At 67.6% G+C, this 24,968-nt stretch carries 28 protein-coding genes; 12 read left to right on the forward strand and 16 right to left on the reverse strand.

The window, feature by feature from the left end:
* The first annotated feature begins 118 nt into the window (after positions 1-118).
* Positions 119-733, forward strand: coding sequence for a TetR/AcrR family transcriptional regulator (locus QXH22_RS05140; protein ID WP_306275059.1), 615 nt, complete (start codon positions 119-121; stop codon positions 731-733).
* A complete protein-coding gene (locus tag QXH22_RS05145) occupies positions 730-2,121 on the forward strand; it encodes a phenylacetate--CoA ligase family protein (RefSeq protein ID WP_306275060.1) in 1,392 nt (463 codons plus the stop codon). Before QXH22_RS05140 ends, QXH22_RS05145 begins: the two co-directional genes overlap by 4 nt.
* On the opposite strand, the gene QXH22_RS05150 is transcribed toward QXH22_RS05145, so the two are convergent.
* Positions 2,091-2,723 carry a TetR/AcrR family transcriptional regulator gene (locus tag QXH22_RS05150; RefSeq protein ID WP_306275061.1) on the reverse strand — a complete coding sequence of 211 codons (633 nt, stop codon included), beginning with the start codon at positions 2,721-2,723 and terminating at the stop codon, positions 2,091-2,093. The genes QXH22_RS05145 and QXH22_RS05150 overlap by 31 nt on opposite strands.
* Positions 2,724-2,816: 93 nt before the next feature.
* Here QXH22_RS05150 and QXH22_RS05155 point away from each other — a divergent pair, with 93 nt between their 5' ends.
* The 3 genes from QXH22_RS05155 to QXH22_RS05165 are packed head-to-tail and all read left to right on the forward strand — an operon-like array spanning position 2,817 to position 6,004.
* The gene (locus QXH22_RS05155; protein ID WP_306275062.1) at positions 2,817-3,845 is read left to right on the forward strand and encodes a Rieske 2Fe-2S domain-containing protein; all 1,029 of its coding nucleotides are present in this window, start codon (positions 2,817-2,819) and stop codon (positions 3,843-3,845) included.
* Entirely contained in the window at positions 3,842-4,921 is a 1,080-nt protein-coding gene (locus QXH22_RS05160; protein ID WP_306275063.1) for a dihydrodipicolinate reductase, read from the forward strand. The genes QXH22_RS05155 and QXH22_RS05160 overlap by 4 nt, the downstream gene beginning before the upstream one ends.
* On the forward strand, positions 4,922-6,004 hold the full coding sequence (locus QXH22_RS05165; RefSeq protein ID WP_306241725.1) for a dihydrodipicolinate reductase: 1,083 nt from the start codon (positions 4,922-4,924) through the stop codon (positions 6,002-6,004).
* Here the strand turns inward: QXH22_RS05165 and QXH22_RS05170 are convergent.
* From QXH22_RS05170 to QXH22_RS05185, 4 genes are read right to left on the reverse strand one after another with little or no spacing between them, the layout of a single operon-like run.
* Positions 5,981-6,433 carry a universal stress protein gene (locus tag QXH22_RS05170; protein WP_306241726.1) on the reverse strand — a complete coding sequence of 151 codons (453 nt, stop codon included), beginning with the start codon at positions 6,431-6,433 and terminating at the stop codon, positions 5,981-5,983. The genes QXH22_RS05165 and QXH22_RS05170 overlap by 24 nt on opposite strands.
* 44 nt (positions 6,434-6,477) lie before the next feature.
* The gene (locus QXH22_RS05175) at positions 6,478-7,488 is read right to left on the reverse strand and encodes an NADP-dependent oxidoreductase (RefSeq protein ID WP_306241727.1); all 1,011 of its coding nucleotides are present in this window, start codon (positions 7,486-7,488) and stop codon (positions 6,478-6,480) included.
* Positions 7,485-8,459: an LLM class F420-dependent oxidoreductase gene (locus QXH22_RS05180; RefSeq protein ID WP_306241728.1), complete on the reverse strand. Its 975-nt coding sequence runs from the start codon at positions 8,457-8,459 to the stop codon at positions 7,485-7,487. Before QXH22_RS05180 ends, QXH22_RS05175 begins: the two co-directional genes overlap by 4 nt.
* Complete coding sequence (locus tag QXH22_RS05185) at positions 8,456-9,583, reverse strand: acyl-CoA dehydrogenase family protein (protein WP_306241729.1); 1,128 nt, start codon at positions 9,581-9,583, stop codon at positions 8,456-8,458. Before QXH22_RS05185 ends, QXH22_RS05180 begins: the two co-directional genes overlap by 4 nt.
* A gap of 79 nt (positions 9,584-9,662) precedes the next feature.
* Here QXH22_RS05185 and QXH22_RS05190 point away from each other — a divergent pair, with 79 nt between their 5' ends.
* The 4 genes from QXH22_RS05190 to QXH22_RS05205 all read left to right on the forward strand — a co-directional run bounded on the left by QXH22_RS05190 (position 9,663) and on the right by QXH22_RS05205 (position 11,577).
* Positions 9,663-10,130, forward strand: coding sequence for a helix-turn-helix domain-containing protein (locus QXH22_RS05190; RefSeq protein ID WP_306241730.1), 468 nt, complete (start codon positions 9,663-9,665; stop codon positions 10,128-10,130).
* A 72-nt stretch (positions 10,131-10,202) separates the two neighbouring features.
* The gene (locus QXH22_RS05195; RefSeq protein ID WP_306241731.1) at positions 10,203-10,544 is read left to right on the forward strand and encodes a hypothetical protein; all 342 of its coding nucleotides are present in this window, start codon (positions 10,203-10,205) and stop codon (positions 10,542-10,544) included.
* Between the two features lie 159 nt (positions 10,545-10,703).
* The gene (locus QXH22_RS05200) at positions 10,704-11,072 is read left to right on the forward strand and encodes a DUF4189 domain-containing protein (RefSeq protein WP_371934155.1); all 369 of its coding nucleotides are present in this window, start codon (positions 10,704-10,706) and stop codon (positions 11,070-11,072) included.
* 64 nt (positions 11,073-11,136) lie between these two features.
* Positions 11,137-11,577, forward strand: coding sequence for a hypothetical protein (locus tag QXH22_RS05205; protein ID WP_306241733.1), 441 nt, complete (start codon positions 11,137-11,139; stop codon positions 11,575-11,577).
* 12 nt (positions 11,578-11,589) lie between these two features.
* On the opposite strand, the gene QXH22_RS05210 is transcribed toward QXH22_RS05205, so the two are convergent.
* Both QXH22_RS05210 and QXH22_RS05215 read right to left on the reverse strand, forming a co-directional pair.
* Positions 11,590-11,844 (reverse strand): hypothetical protein, encoded by a 255-nt coding sequence (locus QXH22_RS05210; RefSeq protein WP_306241734.1) that lies wholly within the window; start codon positions 11,842-11,844, stop codon positions 11,590-11,592.
* Between the two features lie 8 nt (positions 11,845-11,852).
* Positions 11,853-12,752 carry an oxygenase MpaB family protein gene (locus QXH22_RS05215; RefSeq protein WP_306241735.1) on the reverse strand — a complete coding sequence of 300 codons (900 nt, stop codon included), beginning with the start codon at positions 12,750-12,752 and terminating at the stop codon, positions 11,853-11,855.
* Positions 12,753-12,835: 83 nt separating this feature from the next.
* Here QXH22_RS05215 and QXH22_RS05220 point away from each other — a divergent pair, with 83 nt between their 5' ends.
* Positions 12,836-13,060, forward strand: a complete 225-nt coding sequence (locus QXH22_RS05220) for a hypothetical protein (RefSeq protein WP_306241736.1) — start codon at positions 12,836-12,838, stop codon at positions 13,058-13,060.
* A gap of 5 nt (positions 13,061-13,065) precedes the next feature.
* On the opposite strand, the gene QXH22_RS05225 is transcribed toward QXH22_RS05220, so the two are convergent.
* From QXH22_RS05225 to QXH22_RS05240, 4 genes are all read right to left on the reverse strand, one after another.
* Positions 13,066-13,455: a VOC family protein gene (locus QXH22_RS05225; RefSeq protein ID WP_306241737.1), complete on the reverse strand. Its 390-nt coding sequence runs from the start codon at positions 13,453-13,455 to the stop codon at positions 13,066-13,068.
* A complete protein-coding gene (locus tag QXH22_RS05230) occupies positions 13,452-14,285 on the reverse strand; it encodes a lytic transglycosylase domain-containing protein (protein WP_306275064.1) in 834 nt (277 codons plus the stop codon). Before QXH22_RS05230 ends, QXH22_RS05225 begins: the two co-directional genes overlap by 4 nt.
* A 215-nt stretch (positions 14,286-14,500) precedes the next feature.
* Positions 14,501-14,995: an LppP/LprE family lipoprotein gene (locus tag QXH22_RS05235; protein ID WP_306241739.1), complete on the reverse strand. Its 495-nt coding sequence runs from the start codon at positions 14,993-14,995 to the stop codon at positions 14,501-14,503.
* 105 nt (positions 14,996-15,100) lie between these two features.
* Entirely contained in the window at positions 15,101-15,889 is a 789-nt protein-coding gene (locus tag QXH22_RS05240) for a spirocyclase AveC family protein (RefSeq protein WP_306275065.1), read from the reverse strand.
* 145 nt (positions 15,890-16,034) lie between these two features.
* On the opposite strand from QXH22_RS05240, the gene QXH22_RS05245 reads away from it, so the two are divergent.
* The gene (locus QXH22_RS05245) at positions 16,035-16,679 is read left to right on the forward strand and encodes a TetR/AcrR family transcriptional regulator (protein WP_306275066.1); all 645 of its coding nucleotides are present in this window, start codon (positions 16,035-16,037) and stop codon (positions 16,677-16,679) included.
* Between the two features lie 22 nt (positions 16,680-16,701).
* Here QXH22_RS05245 and QXH22_RS05250 read toward each other — a convergent pair whose 3' ends face one another.
* The 5 genes from QXH22_RS05250 to QXH22_RS05270 form a co-directional block, all read right to left on the reverse strand.
* A complete protein-coding gene (locus QXH22_RS05250) occupies positions 16,702-20,223 on the reverse strand; it encodes a PE family protein (RefSeq protein WP_306275067.1) in 3,522 nt (1,173 codons plus the stop codon).
* Positions 20,224-20,359: 136 nt separating this feature from the next.
* The gene (locus QXH22_RS05255) at positions 20,360-21,001 is read right to left on the reverse strand and encodes a TetR/AcrR family transcriptional regulator (protein WP_306241743.1); all 642 of its coding nucleotides are present in this window, start codon (positions 20,999-21,001) and stop codon (positions 20,360-20,362) included.
* Between the two features lie 7 nt (positions 21,002-21,008).
* Positions 21,009-21,827, reverse strand: coding sequence for an NAD(P)-dependent oxidoreductase (locus QXH22_RS05260; RefSeq protein WP_306275068.1), 819 nt, complete (start codon positions 21,825-21,827; stop codon positions 21,009-21,011).
* Positions 21,824-22,627 carry an SDR family oxidoreductase gene (locus QXH22_RS05265; RefSeq protein WP_306275069.1) on the reverse strand — a complete coding sequence of 268 codons (804 nt, stop codon included), beginning with the start codon at positions 22,625-22,627 and terminating at the stop codon, positions 21,824-21,826. The genes QXH22_RS05260 and QXH22_RS05265 overlap by 4 nt, the downstream gene beginning before the upstream one ends.
* Positions 22,624-24,078 (reverse strand): aldehyde dehydrogenase, encoded by a 1,455-nt coding sequence (locus QXH22_RS05270; RefSeq protein WP_306275071.1) that lies wholly within the window; start codon positions 24,076-24,078, stop codon positions 22,624-22,626. The genes QXH22_RS05265 and QXH22_RS05270 overlap by 4 nt, the downstream gene beginning before the upstream one ends.
* Before the next feature lie 84 nt (positions 24,079-24,162).
* On the opposite strand from QXH22_RS05270, the gene QXH22_RS05275 reads away from it, so the two are divergent.
* A complete protein-coding gene (locus QXH22_RS05275; protein WP_306241747.1) occupies positions 24,163-24,936 on the forward strand; it encodes an SDR family oxidoreductase in 774 nt (257 codons plus the stop codon).
* Positions 24,937-24,968 lie beyond the last annotated feature (32 nt).

The following is a 24,968-nucleotide window of genomic DNA, read 5'->3' on the forward strand; positions in this document are numbered from 1 at the left end:
TTGGTACCCCACCGGCGGCCGGTATGAACGCGCAAGCCCGAGCCCACTCCCCACCCCCTCGCGCTGCCAATTTGAGATAACGTTGACATTTAAATACTGTCGTCATCTAATTGCCCTTATGCCTCGTTTGAGCAGAGCAGAGCAGGTCGAGCGCAATCGGGAAGCGGTGTTGTCCGCGGCGCAGCGGGTGTTCGTCGCCCGCGGCTATGCCGGCGCCACGTTGGAGGCCATCGCCGACGAAGCCGGCTTCTCCCGGGGTGTCGTCTACTCGCAGTTCGGCAGCAAAGCGGACATGTTCTTCGCGCTGCTCGATCGCCGGATCGCCAAGCGAGCCGCCGAGAACGAGCGAATTGCCAAAGAGTTCGCCGGCGCCGACGGATTGCGCCGATTGATGAGCGCGGCCCAGCAGGACGCGGCTGCCGAACCCGGATGGCCTCATCTGCTGGTGGAATTCCGCGCGCTGGCCATGCGCGACCCCGACCTCAACCAGCGCTACGCCGAGTCTCATACCCGCACCGTCGACGGTATCGCCGACGCACTGGAGCGTCTGTACGAACCAACCGGCCTGCGGCCGCCCGTTCCGTTCCGCTCGATCGCGGAGTTCTTCCAGGCAGGTGCCGCCGGTGTGGCCCTGGAACGAGCCGCCAACCCCGATGCGCTTCCAGAGGAGGACATCGTGCGCCTGTCGGTTCGTGCGCTGGGACTGCCCGAGCAGGATCAGCAGCAGTCATGACCGGATGGCAGCACTTCCGCGACGATGTCGTCGATGCGGTGAACGGCAAGATGGTGGAGCACTTCAATCGGCGGCACTGGAGCGCGCAGCAGATTCACCAGACCCAGCGATCGGGCCTGCACGCCTTGATGGCGTACGCCGCCGAACACTCCCCGTTCCACCGTGACCGCCTGCGCCACATCGACCTCGCCGCCCTCGACCCGATCGACCTCTCCGATGTACCGGTGATGACCAAGGCCGAGATGATGGCGGCGCTGGATCAGGTCTTCACCGACCGCCGGCTGTGTCGTCGCGACATCGAATCGGCAGTGGCGGCGACCCACGACCGGCCCATCCCCATCCGCGACGAGTTCGTCGCCCTGGCTACCGGCGGTTGTTCCGGCCATCGTGGGTTATTTGTCTACGACCGACCGGGAATCGCGTCATTCATGTCCGCCGTCGCTCGGCCACCCGTGGAATCGGAGCCCTCGCCCACCGCCGAGCGTCCCCGTATCGCAACGGTCACCGCACCGTCAGCAGTGCACGCAACGGGACTCACGATCGCGCTCACCACTGGTGGCCGCACACCTGTGCATGCCGATCCCATTCCCGCCACGCTGCCGATCGACGTTATTGTCAGTCGCCTCAACGCCTTACAACCCGGTGAGTTGAGCGGGTATGCGAGCATGCTGGTTCGGCTGGCCGCCGAAGCCGATGCCGGCCGCCTGCGGATCGCCCCGACTCAGGTGACCTCGACCAGCGAAACGCTGCTGCCCGAAATGCGCTCGGCGGTGCGAGAAGCGTTCGGGGTAACCGTGTTTGACAGCTTCGGCTCAACTGAGGGCCTGGTGGGCAAGGCCGGCCCGGACAGCGACGTGCTCGTCTTCAACACCGATATGTGCATCGTGGAACTCGTCGACGCCGACAACAGACCCGTGCCTCCCGGCGCGGCGTCCGCCAAGGTGCTGGTGACCAACCTCTACAACTTCGTCCAACCGCTGATCCGCTATGAGCTCACCGACTCATTCGTGCGCCAGCCGGATGCCGTCGAACATGGGTACCTGAGGGCCCGGGTGCGGGGTCGCAGCGACGACTCGCTGCACTACCGGGATGCCACTATTCACCCGATCTCGATCCGCTCGGTCATGGTTCACAACCCACAAGTCGTGGACTACCAGATACATCAAACCGACTGCGGTATCGACGTTTTGGTGGAATCCGCCGGCGATCTCGACCGCGGCGGGCTGTCGGACCGGCTGCGGCAAGCACTGAGCGACGCGGGCCTGAGCCGGCCCGTCGTCACCGTTCACTGCGTCGACAGCCTCGAACGGCACCCGGTCAGCGGCAAGTTCCGCCGCTTCGTCCCTGCCGCCCAGCCCTACCCGGCGCCGGCGGATTCCCCCAAGTAAGCCACGATCGCATTGGTCAGCCCCCGCCGCGCCTCGTCGAGGTCGGCGTAGCTGCCGAGTTGCCGTTCCGAAACCAGGCCGCGCATCGCACCCGGGATCAGCGTCGCGATCTCGCGGACGCGCTGCGGATCGACCTGCAGATCGGCGAACGCCTTCTGACACGTCGCGTGCCAACCCTGGCCCCACGACCGCAATTCCGCCGCGGTGCGCGGGTAGAGCCGATCCAACTCGCTGGGTTCTCGCGGCAACGCGGCGCGCAGGTTCTCGATCGCCCGCGAGTCGGGCGCTGTCAGTCCGTCATACAGGGTGTCGATGATCTCGGCGACCCGCTCCTGCAATGACGCCCCGGTATCGGGGTTGGCGAACACATTGGCCCGCCGCTGCGCGGTGTGGTGCAGCACCGCCGCCCAGAACCCGTCGGCATCCCCGAACTGGTATTGCACTGTGCCCCAGGTGACCCCGATCTGTTTGGCGATCCGATTCGCTGACACCGCGCCGGGATCTCCCGAGGCCAGCGCGGTCACGGCGGCGTGCAGCATCGCCTCACGGGTGGCCAACCCGCGTTTGTTGGCTCTGCGATTCGCGCTGTCCGCCACTGCCATGTGCCGCATCGTAACGCGCGAAACGCGGTTTCGTTGACTCATCTATGACTTTTTCATAGAGTGCTTGATGATCGGATCGAGAGGACCGCATGCATGGCGAAGCCGCCTTTGTCGATGAAACCCACCGGCTGGTTTCAGGTCGCGTGGTCCGACGAGATCGGCGTCGGCGCTGTTCACACCATGAAGTACTTCGACCAGGAACTGGTCGCCTGGCGCGCCGACTCCGGTCGGCTCACGGTGATGAACGCCTACTGCGAGCACCTGGGCGCCCATCTCGGCTACGGCGGCAAGGTTGTCGGCGAGGTGCTGCAATGCCCGTTCCACGGCTGGCAGTGGAGCGAACAGGGCCGCAACGTCTGCATCCCGTATCAGGACCGCCCCAACAAGGGGCGCCGCATACGCACCTATCCCGTGGTGGAGCGCAATGACTCGGTGTACATCTGGCACGACATCGAGGGCCGCGCACCGTTTTTCGAAGCACCCGACATCTTCGCCGACTTCGGCGACGGCCGTTCGCGCGCCGACTACTACCCGCAGCAACGACTCTTCCAACCGGGGTTGGAGTTGCACCCGCAGTACGTGCTGGAGAACGGTGTCGACTTCGCCCACTTCAAGTACGTCCACAACACGCCGATCGTCCCGATCTTCACCCGGCACGACTTCGACGAACCGGTGTCCTACGTCGACTTCACCATCACCTTCGAAGGTGACGACCAGCAGAGCATCGAGGATGTCCGCAGCGGCGTCGAGGCGATCAACGGCGGACTCGGGGTGGCCGTCACCCGCAGCTGGGGCATGGTCGACAACCGCACCATCTCGGCGATCACGCCGGTCGACGAGCGCACGTCCGACGTCCGGTTCATGGTCTACATCGGCCGGGTTACCGGCAGGGACGACGAACGCGCCGAAACCAAGGCCCGCATGTTCGGCGAGGAGGTGATCCGGCAGTTTTCCCAGGACGTGCACATCTGGTCGCACCAGCGCTATTCCGACCCACCCGCCCTGGCGAACGCGGAGTACGAGGGGTTCACCGCGATCCGCAACTGGGCCAAGAAGTTCTATCCCGATGGAAAGGGCGGCACCGCCGCCGAACTCAGCAACTCCGGAAAGGCACCCGCATGACGTCCCCGATCAAGGTCTTCCAGGTCGCCACCGGCAACGTCGGCTCCGAGATGATCAAGCGCATCGCCGCCCATCCGGACCTGGAACTCGTGGGAGTGCACTGTTACTCACCTGAGAAGGTCGGCCGCGACGTCGGCGAGCTGGTCGGACTGGCGCCCAACGGCGTCACGGCGACCGGCAGCGTCGAGGAGATCATCGCCGCGAAGCCCGATGTGCTGACATTTCATGGCGTGTTCCCCGACGAGGACCTCTACGTGAAAGTGCTTGAGGCCGGGATCAATATCGTCACCACCGCGGACTGGATCACCGGCTGGCACCGCGACCGCAACCATCCGCACCACTCAGGCAAACCGGTCACCCAGCTACTGGCCGAGGCCTGCGCGAAGGGCGGCTCGACGTTCTACGGGACAGGCATGAACCCCGGCGTCAACCAGATCCTCGGCGTGGTGTGTTCGGCCGACGTCGCCGCGATCGAGAATGTCACCACCATCGAGTCGGTCGACGTGTCGTGTCATCACTCCAAGGACACCTGGATCGAGGTGGGTTACGGCTTGCCCGTGGATGATCCGTCCATCCCGGGAAAGTTGGAGAAGTACACCCGCGTCTTCGCCGACAGCGTGCTGATGATGGCCGACTGCTTCGACCTGCAACTCGACGAGGTGAAGTTCGGTTACGAACTCGGCGCCTGCACCAAGGACGTCGACCTGGGCTGGTACACCCTGCCCAAGGGCTCGCTGGGCGGCAACTACATCAAGTACCAGGGCATGGTGGACGGCGTTCCCCGGGTCGAGACGCACCTGGAGTGGCAGATGACCCCGCACACCGACCCCAGCTGGGATATCAAGGGCTGCTACATCACTCAGATCAAGGGCGACCCGTGCATCTACAACAAGCACATGATCTTCCCCAAGCCCGGCGTTGATCTGTCGAACCCGGACAACTTCGCATCCATCGGCATGACAGTCACCGGGTTGCCTGCCCTGAACTCGATCAAGTCGGTGGTCGCCGCTCCCCCAGGGCTGATCACCAGTGCCGACCTGCCACTGCGCGCGTTCGCGGGCCGGTTCGCGATCTAGATGCTCCGCGTCATCGCCTGGGGCACCGGCGCCGTGGGCCGTGAGATGCTCACGGCCATCATCGATCACCGCCACGACATGCGCATCGTCGGCGCCCGGGTCTATTCAGCGGACAAGAACGGTGTCGACGTCGGCACCCTGGCCGGCCGGGATCCCATCGGCGTCGCCGCCACCACCGACGTCGACGACATCCTGGCTCTCGACGCCGATTGCGTGCTGTACACGCCCCGCCTGGCCCGCCTTGACGAGGTGTGCGCCCTGCTGGGGAGTGGCAAAAACGTTGTCACGACGGCCTTTCTATTCCACCCGCACCGCATCCCGCCCGCCGACCGGGACCGGCTGGCGACGGCGTGTAAGACCGGCGGAACCTCGATACACGGCAGCGGACTCAATCCCGGCAACCTGTCGGGCGTCCTGCCCCTGGCCCTGTCCGGGATGAGCCGCACCATCGACAAGATCACCCTGCAGGAGCGCGCGGACTGGTCGGTGTACGAAAGCACCTCGATCACGTTCGACAACATGGCTTTCGGTCAGCCGGTCGATCGGATCAGCCCCACCGCAAGCGAATTCCTGGCCTTCAACAGCTCGATCTTCGAGAATCAGGTCTGGTTCCTCGCCGACGAGTTGAACGCCGGCATCGACGAGGTGGTCACGGAAGTCGACGCGGTGCCCGCCCGGGAGGATCATCAAATCTTCGAGCATCTGCTGCGCGCCGGAACCACCGCCGGTCAACGCTGGACATGGTCGGGCCGGCGCGACGGAGAGACGCTGATCGAGATCGAGGCGTTGTGGACGGTCGGCGGCGAGTATCCCCCGCACTGGCCCAAACCCGAGCACGGCTGGACGCTGACCATCGAGGGCGACCCATCCATGCGAGCCCACTTCTTCGCGCTGGCCAGCTTCACCCGGGCTGCCGACATGGCCGAGCATGTGCGCTCGGCCAGCGTCGCCACCGCCATGCAGGTGCTCAACGCCGTACCAGCGGTGTGCGCCGCCCCGGCCGGGTTCGCGACCAGTGCCGTCCTGCCACTTGTACGCAGCCACACAGGGTTTGGGAACTCAGCCGTCCGTCTCGACGACTAACACCTCGGTCTTCGCCTTCCGTTCGACCGCCTTCGGGACCGATCCGATGACCTTGCCGACGATCGAATTGGCGCCGACGTTGCCGACCACCAAGAGGTCGGCGTTGACGTCTTCGGCCAACTGCACCAGCGCGTCCACCGGCACGCCTTCCACGGCGCGCTCCTCGACGTCGGAGGCTCCGGCCTCCTTGGCCCGGTCGGCCGCGGCCCGCAGCATGTCGTAGACAGGTGCGTTGCCCTGAGTGCGGTACTCCACGGTACGAAGCTGATCCGGGTCCGTGCCGCCCCGGTCACCATCCCCGTCGAGGAACGCCGAAGCCACGATCAGCTTCGCCCCGGATTCGGCCGCAATCGCCGCAGCGCGATCGACCGCGCGGAACGACGTATCCGACCCGTCAGTGCCGACTACCACGACCTGGTATTTGCCCATACCAGGTATCTAGCCGTCGTCGGCGCAAATCAAACACCTCGGCGTCAGGAATCGAGTGCCAGGATCAGTTTGCCAGTGTTGTCGCCCCGGAACAGTCCGAGCAGCACCTCGGGAAAGTCGGCTACGGTGCCCTCGATAATCTGTTCCCGCGAACGCAACTCGCCGGTGCGCAGCCAATCCGCAAGCTGCACAACCCCTTCGCGGTAACGATCGGCGTAGTCGAAGATGACGAAGCCGGTCATGGAGGCCCGAGCGACCAACAGCTGCATATAGTTCGCCGGACCACGCAATTCATCGCTCGCGTTGTATTGCGAGATGGCACCACAGATGACGACGCGGGCACCCCGGGCCAGCCGGGACAACGCGGCTTCGAGGGTGGCGCCCCCGACGTTGTCGAAGAAGACGTCGATGCCGTCCGGCGCGTGCGTTCTCAACTGCTTGCGCAAGTCGCCCGCCTTGTAGTCGATCGCGGCATCGAAGCCGAGTTCCTCGACCAGCCAGCGGCACTTGTCCTCACCACCCGCGATGCCGATAGACCGGCACCCCTTGATGCGGGCGATCTGGCCGGCGCTGCTGCCCACCGAACCGGCGGCGCCCGAAACGACCACAGTCTGGCCCGGCTGCGGCCTGCCCACGTCGAGCAGCCCGAAGTAGGCGGTCAAACCGCTGATGCCCAGTGCACCGAGGTGCACCGGAGCCGGCGCCAACGTGGTGTCGACCGGGGTGACGTCACGGCCGTCCGAGACCGCGTAGCGCTGCACCCCGAAGGTGCCGAACACCTCGTCGCCGGTGGCGAAATCCGGGTGCCGCGACTCGACGACGCGCCCGATGCCGCCGGCCCGCATCACCTCGCCGATCTCCACCGGCGCCACATAGGACCGTCCGGCGTTCATCCAGGTGCGCATTGCCGGATCGACCGACAGGTACTCGACCTGCACGAGGAACTCGCCCTCCCCCGGCGTCGGGACGGCTTCGTCGCCGATCTGCCAGTCGGAGACTTTCGGCAGTCCGACCGGACGGGCAGCCAGCCGGCACACGGTGTTGACGGGCGTCATGGCATCTCCTGACTCAAGGCGGTGAGAACCCTGCGGCCGCCGGGATCTTCGGCGGTCGACGGGACCACCGCGACGCAGTCGGCGCCCGCGTCCCGGTAGGCGCGGATGCGCTCGGAGATCCGCTTCGCGGGACCCAGGGCGCAAACGGTGTCGAGCAACTCGACGGGAATCGCGGAAGCCAGTTCGCGGCGGGAGACGCCGGTCCGGGCCCGCTGCACCAGATCGCCGAATCCCAACGCGCCGAACATCTCTCCATATCCGGGTGGCGCCAGGTAGACGCCGAGTTGACCGGCCAGCTGTGCGTGCGCGGCGGGGCCGGGATCGACTGCGACCGGCACCCACACCGTGAGACGAGGCGCGGGCCGTCCGCCCGCGGCGTGGTCGACGGCGTGACGCACCTCGGCCACCCGCGCGGGCGACGCGAGGTTGAGCACCACTTCGTCGGCCTGTTGCGACCCCAGCGCGATCATGCCGGGGCCGAACGCGCCCAGAGCGATTCGCGCCTCCGGGACGGGATTGCGCAACCGGAAACCATGGCTGCTGACGTGCCGGCCGGCGTAATCGACGCGCTCGCCGGCCAGCATCGGTCGCAGGCATTCGATGGTTTCTCGCATGACCGGGACGTGGTGAGCCCAGCCGCGGTTGTGCCAGCCGGTCACGATCGCCGGGCTGGAGGCTCCCAGGGCGAGGTCGACGCGGTTGCCGGTGAGGGAGGCCACGGTGCTCACACCGAGCGCCAGCGTCACCGGGCCACGGACACCGACGGCCAGCGGGCCGACCTTCAGCGGCAACTCCGACGCGCGCAGCCCGATCGCGGTCGCCAGGGCGAACGCGTCATAGGTGGCCATCTCCCCGATCCAGAGGGCCTCGAAACCACAGGAACCGGATTCGGCCACCGTCCGTGCGATCTCCAATGCCTCACGGTCCGGCCGGTCGAGCCAAAACGGAAGGACAACTTCGAGTTTCGTCACAGCATCGAGGTGTCGGCGTGCTGCTCGAGCAGCAGGCGGCCGGGCAGTTCGCGGGACGCTTCATTCACCTGGAAGTGGGCGGTCGCGGTGAATGCGTCGCGGAACCGGCGCTGCAGCGGCGAGGTGTCGTAGATGGCGGTGCCGCCGGCCAGGTCGTACATACTGCGCACCACGTCGGCGGAGGTGCGGGCGGCGTGCGTAGCCGCCAGCCGCAGCCGGTTTCGCAGGGCCACCGGAACACGATCGGGGTCCTGGCTGGCCTGCCACGCGGTTTCGGTCGCCTCGTAGTACCACGCGCGGGCCGCACCCAGTGCCGACTCCGCCGTCGCCACCGCGGCCTGGGTCGCCGGACGCTCTGCCAGGGTGCGCGTCGACCCGAGTCCCTTTTTGCCCCCGGCCAACTCGACGAGATCGTCGATAGCCGCACGGGCATTGCCCAGCGCCGCCGCGGCGACCGACAGGGCGAAGAAACCGAACACGGGAAAGCGATACAGCGGACGGTCGACGGCCGGCCCGTCGAACACCGAGAGCACCCGGTCGGCGGGCACGAAGACCTCCTCGGCGACGGTGTCGTGGCTGCCGGTGCCGCGCAGCCCCAGGGTGTGCCAGTTGTCGAGCACCCGCAAGTCTTCCTTGGGCAGCGCGACCACCGCGGGCACCCGGCTCTCGTCCACGAAACAACCCGCAAACAGCATGTCCGCGTGCGTGATTCCGCTGCAGAAAGGCCAGCGCCCGGACACGACCACGCCCCCGTCGACGGCCTTCGCCTTACCCCGCGGTGCCCACACCCCGGCGGCGACGCCTCGTCCACCGCCGAACATCTCCTCGCGCGCGGCTTCGGGCAGGTAGGCCACCAACAGCGCGCTGGTAATCGCGATCGACACGCACCAACCTGTCGCCGCATCACCCCGCGCGATCGCCTCCGCACACCGCAGTGCCGTGGGCGGCGACAGTTCCAGTGCATCGACCTCGCGTGGCATGGTGGCGCGCAACAGGCCGGCCTCGTTGAGGCGGGCCACGAGCTCGGGCGGAAGCCTGCGCTCCCGGTCGATCTCGGGCGCCATGTCACGGGCCGACAGCGCGATTTTCTCGGCAAGGACCTCTGGGGTGTCTGCGTGATTCATCGGCGGCTCCCGGTGCTGATGTCGTGCGGTCAAGGTATCACGTGCAGTTCAGTAATTGAACCGGTACAGTAACTGAACTATGACGTCCGCCGACCTGTCCCACCGCTTCGAGGGGGAATCGGTCGGCCGGGCGCTGGAATTGGTGGGCGAACGCTGGACATTGCTGATCCTGCGCGAGGCGTTCTTCGGGGTGCAGCGGTTCGGCCAGCTCGCCCGCAACCTCAGCATTCCGCGGCCGACGTTGTCGTCGCGGCTACGCATGCTCGTCGACGCGGGGCTTCTCGAGCGGGTGCGCTACTCGCAGGATCCGGAGCGCTACGAGTATCACCTGACCGAGGTCGGCCACGATCTCTTCGGCGCGGTCGTGGTATTGATGCGATGGGGCGACCAGCACCTGCCCAACCCGGACGGGCCGCCAATCCTGTTGCGGCACCAGGTTTGTGGTGAGGTCGCCGATCCGCGGCTGATCTGCGCACACTGCACCGAGGAAATCACCGCGCGCAATGTGACTCCTGAGGCGGGACCGGGTTTCTCAGCCCCGGCGTAAGGGGCGGCGGCACGCCGAGAATTGTGACTTTGGTCCCTACCCCCATGGGGTATGCGCCGTCACACTGGCATTATGACGCACGTTCCAGAATCTGCCGAACCGACCACCGGGACAGAGCAGTTGGGTCACCCGCGTTTCGCCGATCGACACAGCCGGCTCGATCATGCCTGGACCGTTGTCAGCATCACCGCCGGGGTCGTTTTCATCGTGGCGGTGATCTTCTTCTCGGGATTCTTTCTGGGGCGTAGCACATCCGGCCCCTACGGCGTGCACCGCGGCTACGGCGGCGAGACGGGGAGCACGTGCCCGATGATGGGTTCCGGCGGGGGCACCGGACCCGGGATGATGGGCCCGGGCGGCTCGATGGAGCCCCGGCAATCGACTGGCCCATCGCCATCAGTCCCCCACCCCTGACGCGAGAAATATTGACGCCCAGAGCAATTAGCTTCCGCATGCCGCGCGTCTCACCAGATCTGAACCCACAAGTAGTTCGAGAAGGGAGTTCAGATGAGGAATAAGCGTCGCCACCGAATCGCGTTCACCGTTGCCAGCGTAGGGGCTACAGCGGGCCTGATGATCGTCGCGCTTCCGCTGGTCGGGCAGGTGGGCGCCGATCTCGACAACGCTGCGGTCGCGGAGATGGGCATGCGGCCGGAAATGCCCGTCCCGCATGTGATGCGCTATGGCGCAATCGCCTACGCGCCGAGCGGCGCCTGGGGCCGATCGCAGGGTTACTCGGTCAAGGCCAAGGCAGAGCAAGTGGCGTTGCAAAACTGCGGCCAGAAGGACTGCCGAGTGATCATCAGCTTCAACCTCTGCGGCGCAGTGGCTTCCGACGGTTCGAATTACCAAGGTGGAACCGGTTACACCCGTGCAGCCGCGGAAGCCGACGCCCTGGACCGCCTCGGCGGCGGCCAGATCGTCAACTGGGTGTGCAACTGAACCGTGTATTGCGTCCCGCCGAGTCTCCTTGCATGCTGAACCGGGAAACCCGAGGAGGCACGGCATGATTCGCGCGGCAGTCGCAACGGCGTTCACCTTGTTCGCGGCCGGTATCGCTGCGCCCGCGATCGCCGATCCCGGTGCGGGTCGCCAGTACGTGAGAACCCAGTCCGGCGCGGTACGGTGCATCGTCATCTCGGCCGAACTGAACGACGGTGACTCGATGGTCACCTGCGAACACGGCCCGGGCTTTCCGCAGGCACCGGTAGGTCCGTACGGCGAACACTTCGACGAGGCCGTGATCCGGGCATCGGGCGCCTTCAGCTGGAACAACGCCAATCTCGGTGGCGGCGGCACGCCGCAGAACGACCTGGTGCTGAACTACGGCCAGACGTACCACGTGCTCGGCTGGACGATCGTTGCGAGCAGCGACGGCACCCGCTTCACCAATGGCGGCACCGGCCACGGTATGTTCGTCAGCATCGATAACGTCAAATCGTTTTAGGCACAGCGTTATTCACTGCTTCGCCGGGCACGCTGCGGCGATCTGCAACGACGCCGGCCACAGCGCTGCCGCCGCACCGAACGCCGCGACGTCCGCACCCACCGGCGAGACTGTCGCGATTCGCATCCTGATCTGCTCGACCTGACCGGGGTGCAGAGACGCCCACAGGAAGCCGACCACCAGATATGGGATCGCCAGCCACACGGCGATCTCGATGAGCGCGCCCACACTGAGCTGATAGTTCAGCACCCGACGCAGTCGCTCCATGCCCGGCCTCAGATCAGCGGACGGTGCCGTCGTACCCGGCGGCGCATGTCGGCGAGCAGCAGCTGACTGGCGCCCTGGCGGATGAACGGCGGCAGAAACCGGTTGACGAAGGCAACGAGAAGAAACAGCCGTTCGAATCGGCGCTGCTGCGCGTCGCTCCAGGAGATGTCGAGCGCGTCGCGAAAAACCGGGGCGAGAAAGCCGGCGGTCAGGAACTTCAGCAGCCGATGGAACGGAAGGCGCAGCAGCGGATTGACCATCTGCAGGTCGATGAGATTGCGCAGGTAATCCGCCACGACGTCATCGATCACCACGTGCCGGCATGCATCAATCCAGTACGCGTCGAATGCTTTTCGGGTCGGCGGCCATTGATCCTCGCGGACCTGCAAGGTGGTGCCCAGTGTCGCCGCCGAGCGGTAGAACTGTTCGGCCTGATCCTCGGTCATCGGCCCGCGCAGCAGTTGATAGGTGTCTTCCAGCCCGACGAACAGGCAGGCGGCCACCCACATCTGCAGGTTGCGGTCAAAGGCGTTGTAGCGCACCGGACTCTCGGCTGTGGACCTGACGTGTCGATGCGCACCGTCGACCGCGGCACGGAACGCATGGCGGTCGTCCGGCGACCCGAAGACCGCCACGGCCAGATACTGGAACGTGGTGCGCGCCCGCTTCCACGGGTGCTTGAGCAGGTTGCCCGAATCGACCGTGGATTCCACGACCCCATGGCCCACCTCGGGCCAGGACAACTGCATGATCACATTCGCCGCACCCGCGGCGAATGCCCAGAAGTCCATCGCCTCGCCGACGTCCACCTGCCCGCTGCTCCAGCGGGCTGTATGCCGGGCCACATGGATCCGCGTGTCGTCGAGCGACAGCAACTGCGGTTGCGCCCCGCCATGCGAAACAGCCATAAGCCACCCCCGGACCCAGGAATCGCCATTAACATAGCACTGCGTCATCACCGGCCGGGCCGCATTTCGAACAGGGGGTACCGATGCTGACAAAACTTCGCAGCGTGCTGGAGTACAAGCTGACCATCGCCGAACTGCTCGGCCTGGCGGTCATGCTCGGGGTCCCGTATCTCGTCGTGGGAGTGGTCTGGTCCTCGAGCCACACCGATCACCTCAGCCAGATGCACGGCGCCGACCTGGTCGTGTCCTACCTGGGTTCGATCGTGTCCTGGCCGGTCCTGCTGTTCTCCAACGTGTGCATGACCTGAGCGCCTCAGCCGGTCAGTTGTGCGATCTGAATGAGGTTTCCGCATGTGTCGTCGAACACCGCGGTGATCACCGGTCCCATGGCGACAGGTTCCCGGGTGAAGCGCACGCCGAGACCGGCAAGCCGCTCGTATTCGGCCCGGGCGTCGGCGACGGCGAAAGACGTGAAGGGGATGCCGTCGGCAACCAGTGCTGCCTTGAAGGGCTTGACCGCCGGATGGGCGTCGGGTTCCAGCACGAGTTCGACGCCGTCCGGATCTTCCGGTGACACCACGGTGATCCAGCGTGCGCCGCCCATCGGGATATCGGCCTTCGGCGTGAAGCCGAGAACCTCGGTGTAGAAGCGCAGGGCCTTGTCCTGGTCGTCGACGAGGATGCTGGTGAGATTGATTCTCATTGGGGATGACCGGCCAGGTAGTCGCCGACGGGAATCCGCTCGGAGGCGATGTAACCGACAGGCAGCAACACGTCGCCCGAGGTCGTCAGGTAATACACGTCCCAGCGGTGGTAGCCGGGCAGGACGGCGGGATCGGCGGCGATCGTCGCGGCGTAATCCTTCACCGCTCCGACGTAGTGACTGGAATGGTTGTAGCTGTAGACGGCGCCGTCGCGATTGCCCGCGAAGCCGTTGGCGGCGAGCATGCGCCCGGCGGCCATGATGCTGTCGCGCGGGGAGTGGATGTCGCCACCCTCGGCGTACGCGGCGAAGGTCGACGGCAGGAACTGCATGGGCCCCTGCGCGCCGGCGGTGCTGACGCCGTTGATGCGGCCGAAGTCGGTCTCGACCATGTTGATCGCCGCGAGGTAGTTCCAGTCGACGCCGGATGCCGCCGCGGCGGCCTGATAGTCGGCGACGAGTTCGCCCAGTGGTGCCGGCGCGTCGATGCGCCAAGCAGGCAGGGTGGGTTTGGCTTCTCCGGCGTTCAGGGCCATCAGGTGGTGGCGCGCGTCGACGTTCAGGTCGTAGATCCCGACGAGTGAGGCCGGGATGACGGGCCGGATGATCGGCTCCCACTCGGGGTGACGTCCGATGGCGCGGTAGGCGGCCTGCTGACGAAGGGCGGCCGCCTGCAGCACCGCATCCGAGGAGGACGGGTCACGCAGCGCCTGCTCGTCGGACACCAGGTCGCGGGCCAGCAGCGCCGGCTCGGCAGCCAGCGCCGGCTGCAAGGGCAGCGGAGCCGCCGAAGCTCGTCCTGGCGCTACCAGCGCGGCGGATGCGACCAAAATTGCTGCGCTGTAACGCAATAACCACGTTTGCCAGCAACCACCCCGGTGGCGCACAACCATATTCTCGACCTTCAGACATACGAACCGACATCGTCGGCCCGTGCGGGCATTCCGCTCTACATCTTGTCCGCTGCGCGCCGTTTGACCAAGCTAAGGCAGCAGCAACCCGTCTGCAGGACGATATGCGCCAGCCGCTTGTCGATCTTCATCGCTCACCAGGCGGGAGCCGGGTCCAACATCGCGACGTGGTCGTTCTGCCATTGGTATCGCACGGTGGTGATCGGTCCCGGGCATGCCGTGCAGACCTCCCTGCCGTCCTTGTAGTCCAAGGCGACGGTGTCATCGGTGGTCTTGGCCGCATTCAAGCTGGTGAATGCATACGCCTTCAACGTCGCCACGCCGGCGTAACTGCCCTTGTGGAACAGCAACGCCATGTCGGGCGAACTGCCGGTGGCACCGACGACGGTGACGATGACCGTCGACAGCGTTGCGCACGGGTTGTAGTTGCTGCTCGGGTCGAAACTCTTGACGTTGTGATCCCACGCGGAGCCCTCCGGCAGCGCGGGTAACGAACCGAGCGCCGTTTCGATCTGGGGCGCATTCAGGTTCACCCCGCACGTCGACGTCGGATCGGCGCGAGCGGGCGATGCCAGCGGATTCAACACACAGAGCGCGGCGATCAGCGCGCTCAGGACAACTGCTCGCATCGAAACACTGCCTCCTTCTCGGCTGCAGTCAATCGTCGCGCTGTTTCCATCCCAGCTGGTAGGACCGCGATGACATTGTGTCGAAGAAGTGACCAACGCGCCGGGTTAGCGCGCGGGCTGATTGGGCACGCCGGGGAACAGCTGCTCGGTCGGGCCCGACGTCACCCAGCCACCCAGTTTCGTCACCAGGTGAGGCGCAAAGACGGCCCCGTACATGAAGTTTCCGGCGATCACCACGGCCGCGACGGAAAGCAGTGCAGACTGCCGGGAACTCGTCGACCGTTTGTCAGCCCACGCTTCGATGACGTTTCGGCCTTCGGAGTCGGTGCGCCCGAGCAGGTAGGTGAAGACCATCATCTGCACACCCATCGCCAGCGAGTCGTAGATCGGGTACTGGTGCCGCGTCCCTTCGAAGACAGCAAGGCCGGGGATGACATAGCCGTAGTAGAAGACACCCAGGCGGGCGCCGACGAACGCGTTGAAGACGAAGGCCCAGCAGAAGCCGACGACGAGTCCGACCGTGAGGAGTGTGAGGGGTCTTCTCCAGCCGAACCGCCGGCTGATCCGCTGCCCGAGGAAGGCGCCGATCGTGGCCGGCAACACGAAATAACCGATGTAGCCCACGGGCACCGACGACGGCAGTCCGCCCCACGTCATGTTCAGCGGCCACCACGACGGCATCCGCGGGAGAGCCGGCGGGAACTGCGCATACATCGCCCAGTCGTAGGGCGCTTCGATCCAGGAAAACGAGATCGCCGAGATGCACAGCAACAACAGCGGGTGCAGCCGCCGGCGGCGAATGCTCAGGTAGACGCCGGCCGCGGTGAACAGGATGCCGCTGCCCCAGCCGAAGATGACCGCGCCGGTGAGCAGCGGCGTCAACCCCGTGCTCATCGCCGGGCTTCGGGATCGAAGTAGCAGACCACGCCGTAAATGACGACGATCAGCCCGATCAGCGTGCCGAGCATGATGACTGCGCCCACAATTAATAGTGGACACTATCTTAATCGTGAGGTCAACCGGACTATCGTCGAAAGCCGTGTCCCAGCGCCCTTCTGAACGCGGGCCTGCCGCGGTCCGCCGGCCGCGCGGCGAACCGCGCCGACTGCTGCTCGATGCGGCCCGGGAACTGTTCGCGCGCAAGGACTACCGCAGCACCACCACCCGCGAGATCGCCGCGGCCGCCGGGGTCACCGAATATCTGCTCTTCCGCAACTTCGGTTCCAAGGCAGGCCTATTCCGGGAAGCCCTGGTCGTTCCCTTCACCAGCTTCGTCGACGATTTCGGCCGGACCTGGCAACAGGTGGTGCCGGAGGAGACCGACGAGGACGAGCTGGCGCGCCATTTCGTCGGACAGCTCTACGACGTGATCGTCGAGCACCGCGGCTTGCTGGTGACCCTTGCCGCCTCGGAGGCCTTCAGCGAAGAGGACTTCGCCGATGCCGGTATCGCCGACATCCGGCAAGCCATCGCGGTGCTCGGGCAGATCAGCAGCGAAGGTATGCGGTTGCGAGGACTGCGCTCCGCGCGGCCCGAACTGCCCGCGCACTCCACGGTGGCGATGATCGTCGGCATGGTGGCATTGCGGTCGGCCTTCTTCGGCGCCGAGCAACCCTCACGCGACGCGATCGTCGAGGAACTGGTACAGGCCAGCCTGCACGGATTTCTGCACCGGCACAGCTGAATTGGCGAGCGACCGGGCTGCGTCAGGTCAGCAGCCCGGTGAAGCCGTTGAGCCCGTTGACACCGATCCGCGGCCCGGCCGCGCCGCCCTGACCGCCCGCACCGACGGTACCGGGGGCCGCGGTGTCCCCGCCGTTGCCGCCGTTGCCTCCGTTACCGATCTGTCCAGCGCTGCCGCCCATACCGCCTTTGCCGCCGACGCCGTTGACACCGGTGAGTTCGGGGGCGTTGCCGCCCGCGCCACCAGCACCGCCGAAGCCGACGATCCCCGGCGCCGCACCGCCGTTACCGCCGTTACCGCTGACAGCGAGAACGCCCACCGCGCCGGCACCGCCGGCACCGCCGATCCCATTGAACGCCCCGGCCCACCCGCCGTTACCGCCGCTGCCGCCGATGCCGATGAGGCTGACCCCACCGCCACCGCCCGCGCCCCCAGACCCGCTGTACAGGGCATTGCCTCCGGCACCGCCCACGCCACCGACACCATTGCCCGTGACGCCGCCGCTCCCGCCGGCTCCGCCGTTGCCGAGCCATTTGGCGTAGCCGCCGGCCCCCCCGGCCCCACCGTCGGATATGGCGCCGGCCCCGCCTGACCCGCCCGCTCCGCCGTCGCCGAATCCGAGTGCGTTTCCACCCGCCCCGCCGGTCCCGCCGGTGAAGACACTGGCTCCGCCGTATCCACCCGCACCGCCCCGGCCGAAAAAGCGGCCGCTGTCGCCACCGGCACCACCGGCCCCGCCGAAGCCGTTGGAACTGGCCCCACCGGCCCCGCCCGTGCCACCGTTGCCGAACATCGTGCCCGCGCCGCCGGCCCCACCGGAACCGCCCCCCAGGGTGCTGCTGGCCCCACCCGTCCCTCCGGTCCCGCCGTTGCCGAATACCCCGGCGACCCCGCCGTTTCCGCCGGCGCCGCCGACGCCGTTGATGCTGCCGCCGCCGAGGCCGCCGGCACCCCCGTTGCCGATCAAGCCCGCTGCGCCGCCGACACCGCCGGCACCGCCGGTCCCGCCGGGTGCGCCATTGCTGGCTCCGCCGGCGCCGCCGGCACCGCCGGCGCCGTAGAGTGCACCCGCCGCCCCACCGCCGCCGCCCGTCCCGCCGTCGCCGCTGGTGGAGCCGCCGAGCCCACCCGCACCACCGACGCCGCCGGTGCCGGTCAGCGGGCTGGCACCGCCGAGTCCGCCGGTCCCGCCAACCCCGGTCACACCGCCCGCGCCGCCGGCTCCACCGGCTCCGCCGTACCCGCCGAACAGCCCGCCTTGGCCGCCGTATCCGCCCGCACCGCCCGCGCTGCCCAGGGCACCCGCGCTGCCGCCGGTACCGCCGGAGCCGCCCGCCCCGTACAGCAGACCGCCGAATCCGCCGTTACCGCCGAACCCGCCGGGTCCGGTTGTAGTGCTCGCGCCTCCGGCCCCGCCGGAGCCGCCCGCGCCGAAAGGCCCGGCGTTGCCGCCATGACCGCCCGACATGTTGGCAGCACCGGAACCGCCTGCGCCACCGTCGCCGAACAGCCAGCCACCAGGCGTGCCGTCAGCTCCGCTGCCCGCTGCGCCGGGCGTGCCATTGCCGATCAACGGTCGCCCGGTCAGAGTCTCGAAGGGCGCATTGACCGCGTTCAGAAGCTGTTGTTGCGCGGTGTGCAGCGGCGAGGTGCTCGCTGCGGCGTTAAATCCGTCCAGACCCAACAGCAGCCCGCCAGTACCGCCGACACCGGTGCTGCCCGTGGTGTCACCGGTCCCGCCGACACCGGCGTTGCCCCCGTTCCCGATCAGCGCACCGCTGCCGCCGGCCCCGCCGGAACCGCCGGCCCCGGCACCGGCGCCCCCGGCGTTTCCTTGCCCGCCGGCCCCGCCGGCCCCGCCACTGCCGATCAGCAAAGCACCCTTGCCGCCGGCTCCGCCGTTGCCACCGGCCGCGGCTTCGCTCACTCCGCCGGCGCCGCCGACCCCGCCGGCACCGTTCACCGCGCCGCCGGCCCCACCGCTGCCGCCGTTTCCTCCGGGTCCCGCCTCGCTGAATCCGCCGGCGCCGCCCGCGCCGCCGGAACCGCTGAATGCGGTGCTGCCCCCGGCCCCGCCGTCACCGCCGCTACCGGCGTTGCCGCTGCCGCCGGCCCCGCCGGCCCCGCCGGTGCCGAACCCGATCGCGTTGCCTCCGGCCCCGCCGTTACCGCCGGTAGCCGAGCTGGCACCGCCGATGCCTCCCACACCGCCGGCGCCGAAGACAAACCCGCCGCTACCACCGGCACCGCCGACTCCGCCGGCTGCGGAAACGCTGGCACCACCCGCACCTCCCGATCCGCCGTCGCCGAACACCCCGCCGGCGCCGCCGGCACCGCCCACCCCCCCGACGTTGCCCACACTGCCGCCGCCGGCACCACCGGTGCCGCCCATTCCTACGAGCAATCCCGCGCCGCCGGTCCCGCCGGCACCGCCGACGCCGAAGTTGCTGCCGCCACCGGCACCACCGGCTCCGCCATCACCGAACACCCCGCCGGCTCCACCAGCGCCGCCAGCTCCGCCGGCGCCGGCCAAGGTGCCGCCACCAGAACCGCCCGCGCCGCCGTCGCCGAACAGCGCACCAGACCCACCGACCCCACCGGCGCCACCGTTGCCGACCACGTTGCCGGCGCCGCCGGCACCACCGGCACCCGCGGTGCCGTACAACGCGCCGGCCGCGCCGCCGGCCCCACCGGCCCCGCCGTTGCCGCCGCCCAAGCCCGCGATGCCGCCGTTCCCGCCGTTGCCGCCATTGCCGAACAATGGGCTGGCGCCGCCGCGGCCGCCCATACCGCCGGCGCCGTTGGAGCCACCATCGCCACCGGCCCCACCGGCCCCGCCGTAGCCGCCGAACAGCCCGCCGACACCGCCGGCCCCGCCGGTGCCGCCGGCGATGCCCAGAGCCCCGCCGGGGCTCGCGCTACCGCCGACGCCGCCCGCCCCGCCGGTGCCGTACAACAAGCCACCGGCTCCACCGGCCCCGCCTACTCCACCGACGCCGCCGGCAACCGCACCCCCGCCGGCCCCGCCGGCACCCCCGGCGCCGAATAGGCCTGCGGCCCCACCGGCCCCGCCATTCTGGCCCGCCGCGCCGGACCCGCCGGCTCCGCCGTTGCCGAACAGCAAACCGCCGGCTCCGCCGGCCGCACCGGTTCCCGGCGCGCCGTTCGCCCCGTTGCCGATCAGCGGACGCCCGAAGAGACCCTGCGCGGGTGCATTGACGACATTGAGCAGTACCTGCAGCAAACCATCCAGCGGTGCGGCACTGGCGACCTCCGCAGTCGCATAGGCGCCTGCACCCGCATTCAGAGCCTGCAGGAACTGGCCGTGGAAGGCCGCCGCCTGCGCGCTGACCGCCCGGTATTCCTGCGCGTGCGAACCGAACAGGGCGACGATGCTCACCGACACTTCGTCGGCCGCCGCTGCCAGCAGGTCCGTCGTCGCGCCCGCTGCGGCCGCATTGGCGGTGCTGAGCGCCGAACCAATGCCGGCCAGATCCGAAACGGCCGCTTCCAACATTGACGGCGCCGCAATAACAAATGACATGACATCTCCCGAATACGACCAGCCCGATAGGTCCGAACAAGAAAACGTCACGGCTCCCGAATACCGAACCGCAGAAACGGAGAATAGCGCCATCTGAACCGAACATTCGGGTTTTCCCGAATTCAATATTTGCGGATTATCGCGAGAGCAGTTGCTGCGTTTCCGCGGACGCGGGCGCGGCAAGAAATCCCGCGAGACCGTCTACCACGCCCGCAACGAACAGTGCGAAAGGCACCACGGCGTCGTTGCGCCGAATCGCGCGCTCGCGTTCGGCAGCGAGGTGCACGGCGAGATCCTGCGCCTGCTGAATCCGTAGCGAGCGCGCCGGCTCCGGAATGTGCCCCAGCAGGCGCTGCATCCCGGAAACGAACTCGTCCTGTGACTTCATGGCATCGGATTGGCGCAGGAATACCTCCACCTGGCCGGTTCGCTGCAATTGATCGATGAACGACACGTAAGAACTGTCCGGGGATTCCGCCAACTCGATCAGCGGGACGATATGTGCCTCCAATTGCGCTCGAAGATCGTCGGGGCGTGCCCGGGCCCGCAACAATGCCCGGCGCTGCATGAGGTCTCCGAGGCGGTAGGTGAAGATCGCGCGCAGCAGATCATCCTTGGAACCGAAGTGGTACCGGATGGCCGAGTTGTTCGAGGAGCCGGCCTCGACCGAGATCTGCCGCAGCGAGACGCCGGCGAGCCCGTGTTCGGCGAACAGCCGCTCGGCCGCCAGCAGCAGCTGCAGGGCGGTTGCCGGAAGGGGGCCGTTCCGTGGACTCACCGTCAGATCATTGCGCATTGAGGCGCTTCATCGCGTCGACGGTGTTGGCCGCAACCTGGACGACCTCGGCGGAATCACGACCGGCCAGGTCCGCGAGCAGGTCGACGTCCTTGGCCAGCAGGGAACCCGCGAGTTGAGCCATCACCGCCAGGCTGTGTCCGGAATTGCCGATCACTTCGGCCGCGTAACTGCGGCCGCTGCCCTTCGACAGCACCGTGTTGAGGGCGTCGTTGTCTACGCCGAGCCGGTCGGCCAGAGCGAAGACGCTGGCGGCCAGTCCCAGATGCGCACTGAACAGCGCGTTGTTCAGTAGCTTCGCCGCCTGCCCGGCACCCAGACCCCCAAGGTGCACAAGCGGATTCGCGAATGTCGCCAGCACCGGCCGGCAGCGGTCGACCACGTCGCCGTCGCCGCCGACCATCACCAGCAACGCCTTTGCCGCAGCCATGTGCCCGCCACCGGACACCGGGGCGTCGACGACATGCAGATGCGGGAAGTCGGCTTGCAGGCGCCGGCAAGTGTCCGGGTGGACGGTGCTGTGAATCACGACGATGCCACCGGCCGCCATCCCGGCCAGCGCGCCCTCGTCGCCGCGCAGTACCTCGTCGACGTCCGCGTCACCAACGACACAGAGGCACAACACATCCGAGGCAGCACCGAGCGCCCGACGATCGGATGCCACCGCGGCACCGGTGCCGGCAAAGGGTTCGACCGACTCGGGGCGGCGCGCCCATAGCGTCGTCGGGAACCCGTCCTCGACAATCCGCCTTGCCATCGGGCCGCCCTGTGACCCCAGACCCACGAAACCGACCCGCAAGCCGCTCATCCCTGCGCCTCGATGGTCGCCCGGATGTAGGCCTCGATATCGGTGGCGCGCTGCATGAGTGCATCGTGCACCTCCGGAGCCGTCACCACCAGGAAGCGCCCGGCCTCCACCGCGTCGGCCGTCAGCTTCCCGACATCGTCGGCGCCAACGATCTGGTGCGCCGGCGCGCGCGGGGTCGGCGCCGCATCCCCGTACACCGTGATGCCTTCCAGGATGTTGGTGATCACCCCGGAAGGGCAAAGGCAGGTGACACCAACGCCTTTGGGCCCAAGATAGGCCGCCAGCGCCTCGGAGAGCCCGACGATGGCGTGCTTGGACGCCACGTAGGGCAACCGGTCGAAGCCGTACGCGAGCAATCCCGAGGCCGACGCGGTGTTGATGACATGACCGCTGCCCTGCGCGATCAGTCCCGGCAGGAAAACCCGGTTGCTGCGCGCAATGCTGAACAGGTTGACGTCGATGGTGCGGGTCCACGCCTCCTCGGGCAACGTTTCGGGCGCGCCGATCGCCAGGACGCCCACGTTGTTCATCACCACGTCGACCCGGCCGAACCGCCGCAGGGCGGCGTCGCGCAGTTGCTCGAGCTCGGCTTCCGCCGTCACATCCGCGCGCAACCCGATCGCCGGCCGGCCCAGCGCGGTGAGCTGGTCGACGACCTCGGTGACCCGCTCCTCCGACAGATCGCTCACCACCACGGAAGCCCCACGACCGGCGAATTGCAGGGCGGTCGCGCGGCCGATGCCGCTGCCGGCACCGGTGAGCACCGCGACCGCGCCGTCCAGACTCAACGGCCTGCTCATGCGATGCCGACCGCCTTGGTGCGCAGGAACTCGAACAGTCCCTCCTCGCCACCTTCGCGGCCGTATCCGGAGATGCCCACTCCGCCGAAGGCGAGTTCGCAGCCGGTGACCGGGCTGGCACCGTTGACGTAGACACCACCGGCCTTGAGCGCGGACACCATTCGCTGCACCCGGCCGACATCACGCGTGTAAACGTAAGCGGCAAGGCCGTATTCGGTGCAGTTCGCCATCTCGATCGCCTGTTCCTCGGTCTCGAACCGCATCAGCGAGAGCACCGGCCCGAACACTTCGACCTGTCCGAGTTCGGAAGCCGGGTCCACGTCGCCGAAGACGGTCGGCTCCACGAAGAAACCCTGGGACAGATAGTCGGGAATCCCACCGCCGGCCAGCAACTTCGCGCCGTCGGCCTGCGCTCGCTCGATCATCGCCAGGATCCGCTGTTGCGCCTGCCGGGTCACCACCGGGCTGATGAGCGTCGCCGGGTCGAACGGGTCGCCACATCGCATGCCGGAGACCATTGCGACAACCCGATCCACGACATCGTCGTAGACGTCGTTGTGCACGATCATGCGCGACGGGATCGCGCATCCCTGACCGGCCAGGGTGCCCAACACGCTGAAGGTGTTGACGGCGACCGCCGTATCGAGATCGGCATCGGGAAAGAGCACATTGGCGGACTTGCCGCCGAGCTCGAGGACGGCCGGTTTGAGGTATTCCGCGCAGGTGGCCAGGATCGTGCGCGCGGTGGCCGGACCACCGGTGAAACTGACCTTCTGCACCAGCGGGTGGCGTACCAGCGCATCCCCCGTGTCGGCTCCGCCGAGCACGAGATTGACCACCCCGTCGGGGATTCCGGCTTCTCTGATGAGCCCCATCAGGTGTTCGGTCGCGTACGGAGTCAGCTCGGAGGGCTTCATGACCACGGTGTTTCCGGCGGCCAGTGCGGGAGTGAGTTTCATGCCGACCGAGACGACCGGGCCGTTCCAGGTCAGGATGATGCCGACGACGCCGTAGGGTTCGGGCAACGAGTAGGCGAGTTCGCGCTGGTTGGCCGGGAACGAGGTGACGCGGCCTTCCACCTTGTCGGCCCAGCCGGCGTAGTAGGCCGTCCAGTTGACCATGATCCCGACGAGCGGTTGGCCCATTCCGGCGGTCATTCCGTTGTCCAGCACCGAAAGCCGGGCGATTTCGGCGGTGTCGCGCTCCATGAGTTCGGCCAGCCGGCGCAGGACGCGGGCCCGTTCCGCGGGCCGCCATGCCCGCCACTCCCCGTACGCCCGGTGCGCCGCCTGCACCGCGGCGTCGACGTCGTCCGGGCCGGCCAGCGGCACCGGACCCTGCACTTCCCCGGTCGGGGGATAGACGTGGTGGTGCACGCCGCCCGAGCCGCTGGTGCGGGCCTCTCCCCCGATGTGCAGATGCACGACGGGAACACTCAGGTCGACGGTCATCGCATCCTCCGGCCGCTCGATTAAGCCATGCTACTTATTAATAAGGCACTTGACTTCATTAATCAAGTGGTGCCTAATGCTCGAATGGACGTGACACAACTCTTCGACCTCACCGGCAAGGTTGCCGTGGTCACCGGCGGCGCCGGCGGTATCGGTGAGGTCTACGCCGAGGCGCTGTGCGCGGTGGGCGCTGCGGTGGTGATCGCCGATATCAACCTGCAGGCGGCGCAGCGCACCACCGATAGTCTGCGAGACAAAGGTTTTCGGTCGCTTGCGGTGCACCTGGACGTCACCTCAGCCGAGTCGGCCACCGCGATGGTCGCCGCGACGACGGGCGCGTTCGGTGGCATCGACATCCTGATCAACAACGCCGCGATCATGACCGACCTGCCGCCCTACGGGTTGTCGAATATGCCGGTGGCGGACTGGGACCGGGTACTCAACGTGAACCTGCGCGGTCCGTTGCTGTGCACCCAGGCCGTCGTCGAGTCGATGGCCTCGCGCGGTGGTGGACGGGTCGTCAACGGTCTGTCGGCCGGCGCATTCATGGCCGGCGGCATCTACGGGGTTTCGAAGTATGCGCTGCACGGATTGACCTGCAACCTGGCCAGCGAACTGGGATCGCGTGGCATCAACGTCAACGGGATCGCGCCCGGACTGGTCGACAACGACAGCGCATACGTCAGCCTGCCGAAGGACTCGCCGATCCGCGACATCCTCGGCGCGCAGATCCCCGGCAAGACTTCCGGGCCGCCGGCCGACCTGGTCGGCACGATGCTGCTGCTGTGCTCACCCGCCGGAGACTGGATCAACGGCCAGACCATCTCCGTCGACGGCGGCTGGATCATGCGATTGTGATGGCGCAGTGGAGGACTCGCGAGGAACGGCGA

The sequence above is a fragment of the Mycobacterium sp. TY814 genome, from assembly GCF_030755175.1.
In the GTDB taxonomy this organism is placed as follows: Bacteria; Actinomycetota; Actinomycetes; order Mycobacteriales; family Mycobacteriaceae; genus Mycobacterium.

Coding starts and splice junctions, on each gene's coding strand:
- QXH22_RS05190 (WP_306241730.1), top strand. CDS start 9,663: ATGACGTCCGCCGACCTGTCCCACCGCTTCGAGGGGGAATCGGTCGGC.
- QXH22_RS05200 (WP_371934155.1), top strand. CDS start 10,704: ATGATCGTCGCGCTTCCGCTGGTCGGGCAGGTGGGCGCCGATCTCGAC.
- QXH22_RS05205 (WP_306241733.1), top strand. CDS start 11,137: ATGATTCGCGCGGCAGTCGCAACGGCGTTCACCTTGTTCGCGGCCGGT.
- QXH22_RS05175 (WP_306241727.1), bottom strand. CDS start 7,488: ATGACGCCCGTCAACACCGTGTGCCGGCTGGCTGCCCGTCCGGTCGGA.
- QXH22_RS05160 (WP_306275063.1), top strand. CDS start 3,842: ATGACGTCCCCGATCAAGGTCTTCCAGGTCGCCACCGGCAACGTCGGC.
- QXH22_RS05225 (WP_306241737.1), bottom strand. CDS start 13,455: ATGAGAATCAATCTCACCAGCATCCTCGTCGACGACCAGGACAAGGCC.
- QXH22_RS05195 (WP_306241731.1), top strand. CDS start 10,203: ATGACGCACGTTCCAGAATCTGCCGAACCGACCACCGGGACAGAGCAG.
- QXH22_RS05155 (WP_306275062.1), top strand. CDS start 2,817: ATGGCGAAGCCGCCTTTGTCGATGAAACCCACCGGCTGGTTTCAGGTC.
- QXH22_RS05250 (WP_306275067.1), bottom strand. CDS start 20,223: ATGTCATTTGTTATTGCGGCGCCGTCAATGTTGGAAGCGGCCGTTTCG.
- QXH22_RS05215 (WP_306241735.1), bottom strand. CDS start 12,752: ATGGCTGTTTCGCATGGCGGGGCGCAACCGCAGTTGCTGTCGCTCGAC.
- QXH22_RS05185 (WP_306241729.1), bottom strand. CDS start 9,583: ATGAATCACGCAGACACCCCAGAGGTCCTTGCCGAGAAAATCGCGCTG.
- QXH22_RS05235 (WP_306241739.1), bottom strand. CDS start 14,995: ATGCGAGCAGTTGTCCTGAGCGCGCTGATCGCCGCGCTCTGTGTGTTG.
- QXH22_RS05165 (WP_306241725.1), top strand. CDS start 4,922: ATGCTCCGCGTCATCGCCTGGGGCACCGGCGCCGTGGGCCGTGAGATG.
- QXH22_RS05260 (WP_306275068.1), bottom strand. CDS start 21,827: ATGAGCGGCTTGCGGGTCGGTTTCGTGGGTCTGGGGTCACAGGGCGGC.
- QXH22_RS05170 (WP_306241726.1), bottom strand. CDS start 6,433: ATGGGCAAATACCAGGTCGTGGTAGTCGGCACTGACGGGTCGGATACG.
- QXH22_RS05265 (WP_306275069.1), bottom strand. CDS start 22,627: ATGAGCAGGCCGTTGAGTCTGGACGGCGCGGTCGCGGTGCTCACCGGT.
- QXH22_RS05240 (WP_306275065.1), bottom strand. CDS start 15,889: ATGAGCACGGGGTTGACGCCGCTGCTCACCGGCGCGGTCATCTTCGGC.
- QXH22_RS05150 (WP_306275061.1), bottom strand. CDS start 2,723: ATGGCAGTGGCGGACAGCGCGAATCGCAGAGCCAACAAACGCGGGTTG.
- QXH22_RS05270 (WP_306275071.1), bottom strand. CDS start 24,078: ATGACCGTCGACCTGAGTGTTCCCGTCGTGCATCTGCACATCGGGGGA.
- QXH22_RS05210 (WP_306241734.1), bottom strand. CDS start 11,844: ATGGAGCGACTGCGTCGGGTGCTGAACTATCAGCTCAGTGTGGGCGCG.
- QXH22_RS05275 (WP_306241747.1), top strand. CDS start 24,163: ATGGACGTGACACAACTCTTCGACCTCACCGGCAAGGTTGCCGTGGTC.
- QXH22_RS05220 (WP_306241736.1), top strand. CDS start 12,836: ATGCTGACAAAACTTCGCAGCGTGCTGGAGTACAAGCTGACCATCGCC.
- QXH22_RS05145 (WP_306275060.1), top strand. CDS start 730: ATGACCGGATGGCAGCACTTCCGCGACGATGTCGTCGATGCGGTGAAC.
- QXH22_RS05140 (WP_306275059.1), top strand. CDS start 119: ATGCCTCGTTTGAGCAGAGCAGAGCAGGTCGAGCGCAATCGGGAAGCG.